At 43.7% G+C, this 13,592-nt stretch carries 8 protein-coding genes and 3 pseudogenes; 7 read left to right on the forward strand and 4 right to left on the reverse strand.

Annotation, left to right across the window (positions count from 1 at the left end; genetic code table 11):
* Positions 1-49 precede the first annotated feature (49 nt).
* From DMB88_RS16125 to DMB88_RS16135, 3 genes and pseudogenes are all read left to right on the forward strand, one after another.
* Complete coding sequence (locus tag DMB88_RS16125; RefSeq protein ID WP_128102182.1) at positions 50-817, forward strand: SDR family NAD(P)-dependent oxidoreductase; 768 nt, start codon at positions 50-52, stop codon at positions 815-817.
* 213 nt (positions 818-1,030) lie between these two features.
* Positions 1,031-2,757, forward strand: a pseudogene (gene poxB / locus DMB88_RS16130) (ubiquinone-dependent pyruvate dehydrogenase).
* A gap of 363 nt (positions 2,758-3,120) precedes the next feature.
* The gene (locus DMB88_RS16135; RefSeq protein WP_128102183.1) at positions 3,121-3,876 is read left to right on the forward strand and encodes an SDR family NAD(P)-dependent oxidoreductase; all 756 of its coding nucleotides are present in this window, start codon (positions 3,121-3,123) and stop codon (positions 3,874-3,876) included.
* 139 nt (positions 3,877-4,015) lie between these two features.
* Here the strand turns inward: DMB88_RS16135 and DMB88_RS16140 are convergent, their stop codons facing one another.
* The 4 genes and pseudogenes from DMB88_RS16140 to DMB88_RS16155 form a co-directional block, all read right to left on the reverse strand.
* Positions 4,016-5,194 (reverse strand): MFS transporter, encoded by a 1,179-nt coding sequence (locus DMB88_RS16140; protein WP_128102184.1) that lies wholly within the window; start codon positions 5,192-5,194, stop codon positions 4,016-4,018.
* 211 nt (positions 5,195-5,405) lie between these two features.
* Positions 5,406-5,689: pseudogene (locus DMB88_RS16145) on the reverse strand (ArsR/SmtB family transcription factor).
* Positions 5,690-5,907: 218 nt separating this feature from the next.
* Positions 5,908-6,273: a ribosomal protein L7/L12 gene (locus tag DMB88_RS16150; RefSeq protein ID WP_128102185.1), complete on the reverse strand. Its 366-nt coding sequence runs from the start codon at positions 6,271-6,273 to the stop codon at positions 5,908-5,910.
* 36 nt (positions 6,274-6,309) lie between these two features.
* Positions 6,310-7,497 carry a cytochrome P450 family protein gene (locus DMB88_RS16155; RefSeq protein WP_128102186.1) on the reverse strand — a complete coding sequence of 396 codons (1,188 nt, stop codon included), beginning with the start codon at positions 7,495-7,497 and terminating at the stop codon, positions 6,310-6,312.
* A gap of 168 nt (positions 7,498-7,665) precedes the next feature.
* Between DMB88_RS16155 and DMB88_RS16160 the strand changes: the two genes are divergently transcribed.
* The 4 genes and pseudogenes from DMB88_RS16160 to DMB88_RS16175 all read left to right on the forward strand — a co-directional run bounded on the left by DMB88_RS16160 (position 7,666) and on the right by DMB88_RS16175 (position 13,575).
* The gene (locus DMB88_RS16160) at positions 7,666-8,643 is read left to right on the forward strand and encodes an aldo/keto reductase (RefSeq protein WP_128102187.1); all 978 of its coding nucleotides are present in this window, start codon (positions 7,666-7,668) and stop codon (positions 8,641-8,643) included.
* Between the two features lie 249 nt (positions 8,644-8,892).
* Positions 8,893-9,992: pseudogene (locus DMB88_RS16165) on the forward strand (AAA family ATPase).
* Positions 9,980-12,388 carry a DUF5682 family protein gene (locus tag DMB88_RS16170; RefSeq protein ID WP_128102188.1) on the forward strand — a complete coding sequence of 803 codons (2,409 nt, stop codon included), beginning with the start codon at positions 9,980-9,982 and terminating at the stop codon, positions 12,386-12,388. The pseudogene DMB88_RS16165 and the gene DMB88_RS16170 overlap by 13 nt, the downstream one beginning before the upstream one ends.
* Positions 12,373-13,575, forward strand: coding sequence for a VWA domain-containing protein (locus tag DMB88_RS16175; protein WP_128102189.1), 1,203 nt, complete (start codon positions 12,373-12,375; stop codon positions 13,573-13,575). Before DMB88_RS16170 ends, DMB88_RS16175 begins: the two co-directional genes overlap by 16 nt.
* Positions 13,576-13,592: the final 17 nt, after the last annotated feature.

Raw genomic sequence — 13,592 nt, forward strand, 5'->3', positions numbered from 1 at the left:
AGTTGTTCATACGGAATACCGAAATCGTTTTCCATAAAGGTAGGTGTTGATGTTGAAACAATTGGATCTCACAGGAAAGACGGCGTTGGTTACTGGAGCGACCGGTCAATTAGGAAGAGTGATTGCGCGTACCCTCGCTGATTGTGGTGCTGATATTGCCTTGCATTACATAAATAATGAGACCAAGGCTCGGGAGCTTCAACGTGAAATTGAGAGCATGGGCAAACAAGCCATTATTGTTCAAGGTGACATTACCAAACCTGAGACGGCTCCACGTTTGCAAGAACAAATTCAATCTAGCCTAGGTGGGGTAGATATCGTTGTGGCGAATGCTGTCATTCAATATGCGTGGACAACGGTGTTAGAACAGGCGCCTGAAGACTACCTCGGACAATTCGAGTCTTGTGTAATGCAGAGCGTCTATCTAGCCAAAGCCTTTATTCCTTATATGAAAGAGGTTAAAGGTGGGCGATTTATAGGCATTAACACCGAATGTGCAATGCAAAATTTCGAGACACAGTCCGCATATACTGCGGGTAAACGTGGAATGGATGGCTTGTACCGTGTACTAGCAAAAGAAGTCGGCGAATATCAAATCACCGTTAATCAGGTAGCTCCTGGCTGGACAATTAGCGAGCGTGATCGTTCTAGTGAACCGGGACATGATGAAGGCTATACACGTACTGTTCCGCTGAAACGAAGAGGGGAAGACCAGGAAATTGCCAATGCCGTGGCTTTTCTTGCGTCCGATCTTTCCTCATTTATTACAGGTGCATACATACCGGTTAATGGTGGCAATGTAATGCCTGCGATCTAATCCATCTATTACGTGCACATAACAGTCAAATAAAGCATTTCATCCCCCAATCCGTTTGTCCTATGACAGACGGATTTTTCTTATTGTATTCACTTATAATATATCTATACATACATATAAATTTGATTCGATATTCAAAACATTGGGGTATAAGAATAGGTATATTCATGACGTGGAAGCCTAACTCAAAATAAGCAATTAAAGGAGATCATCATGAAGAAAACAATCGCAGACGTTCTTGTCGAAGCCCTATTAAATGCCGGTATCAAGCGGATCTATGGCATTGTTGGTGACTCTCTTAATGCTGTCCTGGATTCGATCCGCCGATCAGGTAAAATCGAATGGATTCATGTTCGACATGAAGAAGTCGCCGCCTTTGCAGCTGGTGCAGATGCCGAAGTAAGCGGTAGTATTGCTGTGTGTGCAGGTAGTAGCGGCCCGGGAAACACACATCTAATCAATGGTTTATACGATTGTCATCGCAACCGTGTGCCGGTACTTGCCATTGCCGCCCACATTCCGAGCGACGAGATCGGGAGTGAATACTTTCAGGCCACTCATCCAGAATATCTGTTCCAAGAATGTAGTCACTATTGTGAAGTCATTACCACAGCCAAACAGATGCCTCGTTCATTAACGATGGCTATACAGACGGCAGTCGCTCGTTCAGGTGTTTCGGTTGTTGTGTTACCGGGGATGTAGCGGCTCTAGAAGCGGCAGATCTTCCTGTTCCTGAACATGTATACCATCCGACTAATCCTATCGTGTATCCTTCTGAGCCTGAACTAATCAAGCTTGCGGAATTCCTGAATCAAGATAAAAAAATAACATTGCTCTGCGGAGCCGGCTGTGCAGGTGCTCGTGAACCATTAATGGAACTATGCGAACGTCTTAAATCACCCATGGTCATTGCGCTACGAGGCAAGGAATACCTTGAATATGACAATCCGTACTCCGTCGGATTAACGGGGCTGATCGGATATTCTTCCGGCTATCATGCGATGATGGATTGTGATGTACTTTTGATGCTGGGTACAGACTTCCCGTATCGTCAGTTCTATCCTGAGGATGCAACGGTATTACAGGTCGACATTCAGTCCTCGCATCTTGGACGGCGTACGAAGCTCGACTTCGGTGTCTGTGGTGATGTGAAATCAACGATTGAAGCCTTATTGCCATATCTAACTAAAGAACACTCTGACAAACATCTGAAGAAAAGTGTTGATCGCTATGTCAAAGTACGTAAAGAGCTGGACGAGCTAGCCACTGGCAAACCGGGTAAAAAGCCAATCCATCCTCAATACTTAACGAAGATCATTAGTGACGCTGCAGCTGAGAATGCCATCTTCACCTGTGATGTAGGTACGCCTACAGTGTGGGCTGCTCGATATATTGAAATGAGCCGTAATCGCAGGCTGCTTGGTTCATTTAACCATGGCACAATGGCTAATGCGCTACCCCAAGCGATTGGTGCTCAAGTTGCGAATCCAGGTAGACAGGTCATCTCACTATCCGGGGATGGTGGTATCGCAATGCTTATGGGCGATCTATTAACGCTGAAGCAGCATAACCTGCCGATTAATGTGGTTGTATTCAACAATGGTGCACTGAGTTTTGTTGAACTGGAGATGAAGGCTGCTGGTTTTCTAGAATCGGGGACGGAACTTGTAAACCCTAACTTCGCTATGGTTGCACAGGCGATGGGTATAGAAGGAATCCGAGTGGAAGATCCGGCCGAGCTTGAAGGAGCAGTCCAGCGTGCACTTCAGCATGATGGTCCTGTCCTGATCGACGTTGTCGTGAATCGTCAGGAGCTCTCGTTGCCACCGAAGATTAATATTAAACAGGCTGAAGGATTCACGTTGTGGATGATGAAAGCTGTGCTGAATGGTCGCGGCGATGAGCTGATTGAACTAGCCAAGACTAATCTGCTACGGTAAGTAGCGCAGAGCTTGCAGAGAAGTGATATGTACCTTAACTAAGCTAACAGCTGAGTTTGCTAGAAACATATTTCTTGTTCCATCTCTGGAATAATTACAGGACTGATTGCTTGTTAAAAGGGAGTTAGCCATGCTTCGCATGAGTGTGGCGCTCCTTGTTTAATCACGTTGTATATGTCTATATTATCGTGCATCATATTATTTAAAATTGTTTTTATTTTGTAAGTCCTATAAAATAAATATTGTCAGATAGGATTATGTGTCTTTTTGACATACATATGTTGCATGATGTGTTACTAGCTGCTTCATATTCATTTATTGAATCCAACGACAAGATAATACACACACATGGAGGAGATCAGAATGAGTCATACAGGAAAAGTAGCCATTATCACTGGAGCAGGAAGTGGATTGGGACAGGCAGCTGCATTGAAGCTCGCTGAGAAGGGTGCATCTATTGTGGTCGTTGATCTGGTTGAAGCGACAGGCCAAGAAACGGTGAAACAGATTGAGGCGTTAGGCGGCAAAGCGATCTTTGTTCAAGCCGACGTAAGTAAGGCAGTAGATGTAGAAAACTATGTGAAGAAGACCGTCGAGGAATTCGGACGAATTGATATGTTCTTTAATAATGCGGGTATCTCGGGACCTGGCGTCAAATTAATCGAACATACGATTGAGCAATTCGATCAAATTATCGATATTAACCTGAGAAGTGTATTTTACGGTTTGAAATACGTGATTACTGAAATGCTCAAAACAGGCGGAGGTGCCATTCTTAACACTGCCTCTACAGCGGGAATTGTAGGCGTACAAGCCGTTGCTCCTTATGCAGCAACGAAGCATGGAGTCGTTGGATTAACACGTACAGCCGCAATCGAATATGGCAAAGATAACATTCGTGTCAATGCGATTGCACCAGGTACGATTGAAACTCCTATGGTTGTTCAGTTTGGTAAGGATAATCCGGAAGTGTTCAAAGCAACCGTGGATAGCATTCCATCCGGACGCTTAGGTAAGCCAGAGGAAATTGCGAACCTGGTTGCGTTCCTCCTTGGTGACGAAGCTCCTTATATTAATGGTGCTGTATATCCAATTGATGGAGCTGTAACTGCTCAGTAAGTTATCAAATATAATCTTACGTGCACCGTATATATGTTTGTTAAACACTAACATGATGAATACATAGAGGCATCTGTCTAACTGACAGTGCCTCTTTGTTCTTTGTATTCGGAAATGAGAACAGAAACTTTACTAGTGTTTAGGTAGCTTCAGGCGTACTCTCTTTAGTGTTAGAGGAAGCAGCATGATAGGAGATCATCATGATAACAATTGCCACAACTACACCAACAGCTCCAATCCACGTAATGGATTGGATGGAAATCTGACTGACTGCGATACCACCAATTCCAGCCCCAGCAGCCATCGCGAGTTGCATTACTGAACTATTTAAGCTCAACATAATACCAGAGGATTCAGGCGCCATCGTAACTAGTTTATATTGTTGTGTAGGTCCCGATGACCACGCAGCAAAAGACCATAACACCAATATAATAAGTAGAGCAATTGTTGATTGAGAACTGAAATTCAGTGAGATTAAACTCACGATGTGTAATGACATTCCTAGTAGAAGAGTACGTTTTACACCCCAACGATCTGTACTATAACCACCAATCTTAGATCCAATTAAACTGGCAATGCCAAATGCAAGTAAAGCTGAGCTAAGCAAGGTTTCATTCATATTAGCAACGGAAAGCAAGTATGGAGAGATGTACGTATAAGCGATGGAGTAACCACCTAACCAGAAAAATGTTACGAACAGTGCAAATAAGATACGTGGTTGCTTCAACAAAGCTAATTGTTTTTTCAACGGTATAGGTGCTTCCCCTTCAGATGATGGAATGGTCAATGCAATAACGATCATAGCGAGAATACCTAGAACAGAGATCCCTACAAAAATCAGCTTCCAGTCCCATGATGCAGCAACTAATCTGCCTAAAGGCACACCTATAATAAGAGATCCCGTAAATCCTGTAACAACTGTTGCGATTGCACTCGCTTGTTTCCCTTCACTTGCAATTTTGGCCGCAACCGTTAATGCAGTTACAACAACAACTCCAGCCCCAAGCGCCATGAATACCCGAGCAACAACAAAAAGTCCAAATCCAGGTAGGGCATAAGCAAATAGATTTGCTAGTACAAATAAACCAAGGGAATAGATGAGTAACTTACGTCGGTCAATCCGAGATGTCAGAGCCACAAGTAAGGGCGTACCTAATGCATATACAAGTGAAAAGATTGAAATAAGTTGCCCTGCAGCAACGAGTGAAATGTTCATGGTATCAGCAATCCGATCAAGAATACCTGCGATGACATATTCAGATGTTCCTACAAGAAAGCTAACCAGAGCTAGAACATAAATTTTCCAAGTGTTAGACATAAAAAAGATTACCTCTTTCTAATATAAATTTATATTTTTAGAAATATAGAAATAACTGCAAAAGAGAAGCCATAGATAACTACCATGTTGGCATTATATTCTTGCTTACTATGCTTACGGTTGATCGCTTTCCACTCTATTATTGCAGTAGTAATAGTGTTGAAATGATTGTTTTATATTTCTAGAATTATAGAAATAATATCTAAAAATTTTAAGTCTTTATAAGATAAGGAACAAACTTCTGTGCAGTCTCTGTATTCAAGCTGTAGTAAATATACGTGCCTTTTTTTGAGAAGTAAGCAGACCACAATCATACAATTGTTTTAAATGGTGGGACAAGGTGGATAGAGCAACTGTAACAAGACGATTTTCTAGGTCTGCCGGACATAGATTGCTTTCATTAGACAGAATCTGAATAATTTTGTACCGTGTCTGCTCTCCTAAGGCTTTATGAATTTTGACAGCCTGATCAATTTCATTAGTGTATTGTTGCATTTTCATGCTTCCTTTCATCTTTATTTCTTATTTCTAAAAATATTGAAATAACTGTACCATAGCTTGAATCAAAAGTAAACTCCCAGCTCAGATGGAGACTACTCCGTTAAAGTTAAACACCTTTTAACCGGAATGGATCCATCTTGCGGGGGAGTTTACTTTTGAAACATTGATGAGTGGAATTCCACAGCTAATTAACTACATCTCGGCCAAGTCTCTTAACGATCCAAGGATTCTACATAATCTTTGGCTTCTTTAAGAGATAATCCTCTAGCTTCACGAAGTCGCTTGATTGCCTTAATTTTCTGATCCTTCTGAAGCAGGGAGAGCAGTTCCTGATCTAATTCCGAAGGCGCTGCGTCTATTGTCGAAGATGAAGCAGTGAACGACGATGATGAACCTTGCTGCTGAGATAAGGATGAGGTTAATGGAGCTGAAACATTTGACGGCACACCGGCACCATTTTCCAAACGCTCAACATCTCTTTTCAATTCATTCACCTGCCGCTGTAAGCTGGCCATCCGGACTAGCGAGATTAACATGAATAGCAAAAATACGATGAATATCATTGTGTTCATTTCCATGATGCTGTGCCTCACTTTCAATTAAAACAAGGATTATTAGAGTTGTAACGGAATCTCTTTCACTCCGCGGACGATCATCCCGGGTCTCCATTCAAGCTGATCCACGTCAGCTTGAAGCTGCATATTAGGGAATCGACGTAGGAGTGTCATCACAGCGATCTCCCCCTCCAGACGGGCTAATGGAGCCCCAAGACAGAGATGAATTCCTTTTCCAAAAGCTAAATGTGGACTCTTCTCACGCGTGATGTCGAATACGTCTGCATCTTGGAATTGCTGCTCATCTCGATTCGCAGAATCCAGGGCAACTATCACAAGCTCACCTTGAGCAATATGTTGACCACGGAACTCTATATCCTCTAATGCCCAGCGCGATGTGCTAAATTCAACAGGTCCGTTATAACGGAGCATTTCTTCAATGGCTTGATGAATCAGCTCGGGTTGTTCAATAAGAAGGTCTCGCTGACTCGGGTGTTCTAATAAAGCTAGGATACCATTGCCAATGAGATTAACTGTTGTCTCATGTCCAGCAATAATGAGTAGCGCAACAACGCCTAACAGCTCGTTCTCTGTTAACTTTTCACCAGCTTCTTCCGCAACGACTAATTGACTGATGAGATCATTCCCAGGCTCTTTACGCACCTTATCAAACCAAGCATTTAGATATTCAATAAACTCTTGGGCATGCTGTTCAAACATCTCGGCGTGCTCAGAGCTCGTTGCATCAATGATTGTGTTCGACCACATCCGGAATTTATCCTGATCTTCCAGTGGAACACCGAGGATTTCACTAATCACGATGATGGGTAGCGGAAAAGCATAATCATCAATCAGGTTCATTTGATCCCTGGATTCTAGCTGATCGAGTAGATTGTCTGCGATAGATTGAATATGATCTCTCATACCTGCAATCCATTTGGGAGTGAACGCTTTCTGCACAAGTCCACGTAAACGGCGGTGATCCGGCGGATCGGAGAATAACATATTATTGACAAAAATGCTCTGGTTCTCAGCTCCATACCGTTTAGCCACATCTTTACTCAGACGTGAATCTTTCAGGATCTCAACAGCATCATCATATCGCGTAATGATCCAGCCGAACTCACCACTCGGGAACATCACTTTATAGATCGGATCGTTCTTTCTAAGATTTTCATATACGGGATAAGGGTTCTGTGTAAATTCTTTAGTAAAAAACTCCGGTTGAGAAGATTCATTCATGTTCAAATTGTAAATCTCCTTTCATCTACAAGCTTGAATTGTGATATTCTTGTTTAAGGAATTACAGGGAAGTTTTGCTCTTTCATACATAAAGTTTGATTCATGTATATATTCCATATTGAAATGCTGAAACCTGTCTTCAACTATAAAAATGTAACGGAGGCGAAATGTAACATGTCTAATCCTCAATTACCACTGCATCATCATCATATCCCTGCAAGTCCTCTTGTCCTTGGCTGTATGCGGTTTGGAGGCGAGTGGGATGGGCTCCCGATTACCGATGATCTAGTCTACGAGGGACACCAGGCCGTAGAAGCAGCACTTGAGATTGGCATTAATCATTATGATCTGGCGGATATTTATACACGAGGCAAGGCGGAGCATGTGTTTGGACGTATATTAACAGAGTCAGCCGGCTTAAGGGAACAGATCATCATTCAATCCAAGTGTGGCATCCGTCTCGTTGGTGATGATGATGGCCCCCAACGTTACGATTCATCAGGTTCACATATCCTGGCCAGTGTGGATGGTATCCTTCAACGTCTCGGTGTCGATTATTTGGATATTTTACTGTTACACCGTCCAGACCCGCTTGCACACCCGCAAGAGATTGCAGAATCCTTGGCTAAGCTCCATCATTCCGGTAAGGTAAGGCACTTCGGTGTTTCCAACATGGGCTCAGAGCAGATTCGTCTCCTGCAGTCCTATAGCAACATACCTTTTATCGTGAATCAGCTTGAGATGAGCTTAGATAAAATTGGTTTTGTCGAAGCTGGGGTTACCGTGAATCGCCCTCAAGCGCTTCATAATGTATTTCCTTATGGAACAATGGAGTTCTGTCAATCGGAGCATATTCAGCTCCAAGCTTGGGGTGCACTTGCTCAAGGACGTTTTACAGGAAGAGTGGTTGATGGGCAACGCCCAGAGATTGAAGCTACAGCTCAACTTGTTGAACGTATGGCGAAGGAACGTGGTGTTACATCCGAGGCTATTGTACTTGCATGGTTGATGAAACACCCTGCGGGTATCCAGCCTATTATCGGCTCGATCCGACCAGAGCGTATTAGAGCCTGCAAGGATGCGGTTCAAACCGAACTAACACGCTACGATTGGTATGAACTGTACTCGGCTTCTTGTGGACGGAGGATGTAGAACGTAGAATATAAAATTTAGAGTGAAAGATAGAGAGAGTTGTGAGCACAGGTTATTGCCTGTGCTTTTTTGGTGGATTTAAGTTCACATTTACACTCCTACCCATGTCCATGGACTTATATAAGAAGCCAGAGATGAAGGACGTTCCAACCATTTTTACCGTTTTCTACGGTGGTTCAGCGCATGCTGTGATAAAATGCCTATTATAAGAACATACGATCTGTTTATTCGAGAGGAGATATCTTGACGATGGAGATGCTTAAACCACCCGCCGAGACATTATATGAAACTGAATTACGGGCACTACGAGAAGAAGACACAGGGAAACGTCCTCCGCATTGGTTGTTATCTCCCGTATACGTCAGGGATTTTATTATAGGCAGGGATAAACCCGCCATATTGAATGGCGAAGAGATTCCCATTACACGTAAATTTTACGGTAATGATGTATTAATCGAACGGGCAGTCGTCACACTTGCGGGCAACCGAGGGTTAATGCTAGTAGGTGAACCCGGTACAGCGAAGACCATGCTTAGCGAATTACTATCCGCAGCAATCTCAGGGACGAGCTTAAATACGATTCAAGGCACAGCAGGCACCACAGAAGATATGATTAAGTATTCATGGAATTATGCCATGCTGCTTGACAAAGGTCCATCAGAAGCCGCCCTTGTACCGTCACCACTATATAATGGAATGAAGAAAGGGATCATCACACGTTTTGAAGAGATTACCCGTTGTCCAGCAGAGGCACAGGATAGCTTGATCAGTATCCTCAGTGACAAGGTGATGAGTATTCCCGAACTGGATGGTGGCGTTCTGTTTGCGCAATCCGGATTCAACGTTATCGCTACTGCCAACATACGGATAAAGGTGTTAACGAGATGAGCGGTGCATTGAAGCGTCGTTTCAATTTTGAAACGATCAAACCGATCAGCAATGTCAAAATGGAAGCCAAAATTATTGAGTCACAGGCTCGGAGCCTATTATTACATAGCGGTGTTGATATTGATATCAATACAGACGTGGTCGAACTGTTAGCCACAACTTTCATGGAGCTTCGCACAGGATTAACACGAGAAGGGTACAAGCTCGATACACCACAAGCAACGATGAGTACGGCTGAAGCCGTGTCAGTCTATGTTCAGAGTGCGATGACATCCTATTATTACGAAGATAAAGATATCGCTTTAGATCGCCTTGTTCAGAACATGCTTGGAACGATTGCTAAGGAAAATGAAAAAGATCTTTCGATTCTCAAATCCTATTTCTCGAAGATTGTGAAGGAACGAGCTAGGGATGAAGGAATCTGGAAGGATTATTATGAGGAGAAAAAATGGATCGGTTAGAAGAGGTTCGGCAGCAAGAGCTTGAACATGTCGAGACGTTGTTTGATTCTCAGGTGTACAACCTGAACAATGACACGATCTATTTTCCTATACGTCATCATAGTCCAGCGTGTTCTTATCATTTGCTACGATTAATAAAAGAGTATAAGCCGGATACCATCCTCATTGAAGGACCGGAGAGCGGTAATCCTTATCTTGAAGTATTAAGTGATGAAGCTACCATTCCACCGATTAGCTTGTATTACACCTATGAGACGGATCAAACGAGAGAAGCCTGCTATTATCCCATGCTGCGATATTCACCCGAGTATGTAGCTCTGAAGGAGGCCTCACGGCTTGGCATCCCAGCTCATTTCATTGACTTGGATTATCATCATTTCTCGAAACCGAGAGAACAAGAGCAACAGCACGTATCCGTTCAGGATGAAACATTGCTTGCAGGATCTGACTTTATTCTTCGGTTGTGCCACAAAACGAATTGTCGTAGCTTCGATGAATTGTGGGAGAAAGTATTTGAGATTGCAGGGCTTGAGAAAACAACGCAAGCATTTGTGCAGGATGTATTTACCTATTGCACACTATCTCGTATGTGTTATTCAGATGAGCAACTGCAACGTACAGGGGATCTCGCAAGAGAAGCTCATATGAAACAACGTATACAAGAGGCTAAGCTGGTATTTGACCGTGTGCTGGTGATTACGGGAGGGTTCCATACCTATGGGCTTGTTATGCCAGACACGAATTCAACCAGCTCCGATAACGCTAATATATCCCGATCTTCTCTCAAGCCCGAGACGGAACCCTTGCGGAAGCAAATGTATCCGATGGTTTATACATTCGCTGAAGCGGATCGATTAAATGGATATGCAAGCGGGATGCCTTATGTCAATTATTACGAACAGATCTGGAATCACATCCTTCGTCATAACCAGTCACCCTATCATGCAACGGCTGTGGAGGTTTTATCTAAACTTACACGCAAGCTTCGTGAAAATCATGAGTATGTATCTACAAGCGATGCAATTGAAGCTTATAGCATGATTCAGGGACTCGCGTCACTGCGTGGCAAGAGAGAAGGCGGAGTTTACGAGTTGATGGATGGTGCATTATCTGCTTTTGTAAAAGGTGAACTTACGTTAGCTACAGATAAACCGCTACAAGAGCTTCAACATGTGCTAACCGGGGATGTCATCGGCGCGGTTGCACCGAACCAATATAGTATTCCGATTGTTGAAGACTTCAAAGAGCGCTGCAATGAGGCTAAGCTCCAGCTTCGAACGACGGGCCAACACAAGAAAGTGTTAGATCTGTACGCGAAGCCTGAACATCGCAAGCTCAGTCAATTATTTGAATGTACGACGTATCTAGTCCCGGACTTTGCCAGACGTCAGGCAGGCCCGGATTGGGTTGCACAGCGTGATATGAATTTGGTTCGAGAGACGTGGGTGTATGCATATTCCTCCAGAGTCGAAGCACGTTTGATCGAAAATTCGCTATATGGAGGGACGATTCAGGAAGCGGCAACACGGAAGATGGAAGAAGCGATGAGTGACATTCCAGACCATCATAGCGGGGAGCTTGCGAGAGCGATGCTGCAAGCCATGCTGATGGGATTACAAAGTACCTCAAAACAATTGGTTGAGAAGGTGCGAAGTGCGCTCAGAACGGATGGTAACTTCCTATCCTTGTGTGCCAGTCTTCGAATTCTGCACCGTATTCATCAGCATCGCAGACTCCTTGGTCTATTCGAGGATCAGCAGTTGCCTGCTATGGTGCTCGAAGCATATAACAACGCTGTGGACAAGCTGTTACATCTCTCTAGAACGAACCCCGATGAGCATGAAGCAATCATTCAAGGGTTGAAGCTGCTTGCTATGCTGGCAGAATCCTCGGAGGAACGTTATCTAGATGACACATTCAGAATACATCTGAATGAACTATTAACGGATCATCAGCTTCCTGCTCAATTGGAAGGCGTATGTATTGCCATTTCTTCAGGACTTGGTGATCGGCCAAGGCATGAAATTGTAGAACGAGCACGTGGTTATATCCATGGGGCTCCGGAACAGATGCGCCAGACTGCTCTTTATTTGCAAGGTGTATTTGCCATAGCTCGTGATGCCTTCTTATATGAAGATGAACTATTACATGAACTAAATCTTCTAATTGAGCAGCTCCCACTGGATGAATTTATGAGTATGGTACCTGAGCTGCGGCTCGCGTTCACCTATTTCACACCGATGGAGACGGGTCTCATCGCTGATAGAGTCGCAAGTCTGCACCAAGTTCAATCCGAGGAATTAGGGCGAGCCCCAATAGATGAACAACTACTACAAGCGGCTAGATCATGGGATGAAGCGATGCGAAAGGAGTTTGGCGCATGGAAGCTGACCTGAATAAAGAGGTATCGACAAACGATGAGCTGCATGGTGTTGACGGATCTAAGGAGGTACGCAATACAACCGAGACCATTAACCGCTGGCGACTCATTCTTGGTGATTCAGCAGAGGAAGGTTTGTCTAATAACGAAGCGTTTGATTCCAAGAATTTTCATTATCACGAAGTTGATGAGATTCTAGGTTATTTGTATAACCGTGAGTATGGTGAGGAACAAGGGTACCGCAAAACAGGTGGACAAGGTGCTTCTGATCTGACGGTGCCCAAATGGCTTCATAAAGTTAGAGAGCTCTTTCCTAAAACGACGGTCGAAATTCTCGAAAAGCAAGCACTTGACCGTTACGGCTTAACGGAGTTATTAACCGACAAGAAGCTGTTAGAATCCCTTGAACCAAATATGAATCTGCTCAAAAACATCATGCAGTTCAAAGGTCGAATGAAGGGCGATGTACTTCGTAGTGCCAAAGAAATTGTGCGCACCGTGGTTGAGGAGCTTCGCAGTAAGCTAGAATCTCAGACCCGGGCTAGCATCCTAGGGAAACGCAGTCGTTACACATCTAGCTCGGTACGATCTTTGCGTAATCTGAATTTCAAACGAACGATCACCCGGAATTTGAAAAATTACGATAAAAATAAACGAAGATTCGTAATAGATCGTCTGTACTTTGACGGTTCGACACAGAACCATAACAAGTGGGACATTATCATTGCTGTCGATGAGAGTGGAAGTATGATGGACTCCGTCATCTATAGCTCGGTTATGGCAAGTATTTTCTATCGCTTGAATGCACTTCGTACGAAATTATTTATATTTGATACCCAGGTCGTTGATCTAAGTAACCGATTGGAAGATCCCGTGGATGTTCTCATGAATGTACAGCTTGGTGGGGGAACGCATATCGCCAAAGCATTAAGATACGGTGAGACGTTAATTGATAACCCTGGCAAAACGATCTATATTCTCGTCAGTGACCTGGAAGAAGGATTCCACATCAACCACATGTACCAAGCGTGTAAAGATATTATTGATGCGGGCTGCAAATTGCTCGTGCTCACAGCACTTGATTTCAATGGAGACTCAGTCTACAACAAACATGCCGCCCAGACACTCACGAATATGGGTGCGCATGTTGCAGCCATTACCCCGAATGAACTAGCCGATTGGATTGGCGAGATTATCACGTAAAAATGCTTGCAGGATAA

Source organism: Paenibacillus sp. DCT19, assembly GCF_003268635.1.
GTDB lineage: Bacteria > Bacillota > Bacilli > Paenibacillales > Paenibacillaceae > Paenibacillus.

What these genes read in the sequence shown, in the direction of transcription:
- DMB88_RS16125 (WP_128102182.1), top strand. Translation starts at nt 50, where the DNA reads ATGTTGAAACAATTGGATCTCACAGGAAAGACGGCGTTGGTTACTGGA.
- DMB88_RS16135 (WP_128102183.1), top strand. Translation starts at nt 3,121, where the DNA reads ATGAGTCATACAGGAAAAGTAGCCATTATCACTGGAGCAGGAAGTGGA.
- DMB88_RS16140 (WP_128102184.1), bottom strand. Translation starts at nt 5,194, where the DNA reads ATGTCTAACACTTGGAAAATTTATGTTCTAGCTCTGGTTAGCTTTCTT.
- DMB88_RS16150 (WP_128102185.1), bottom strand. Translation starts at nt 6,273, where the DNA reads ATGGAAATGAACACAATGATATTCATCGTATTTTTGCTATTCATGTTA.
- DMB88_RS16160 (WP_128102187.1), top strand. Translation starts at nt 7,666, where the DNA reads ATGTCTAATCCTCAATTACCACTGCATCATCATCATATCCCTGCAAGT.
- DMB88_RS16170 (WP_128102188.1), top strand. Translation starts at nt 9,980, where the DNA reads ATGGATCGGTTAGAAGAGGTTCGGCAGCAAGAGCTTGAACATGTCGAG.
- DMB88_RS16175 (WP_128102189.1), top strand. Translation starts at nt 12,373, where the DNA reads ATGGAAGCTGACCTGAATAAAGAGGTATCGACAAACGATGAGCTGCAT.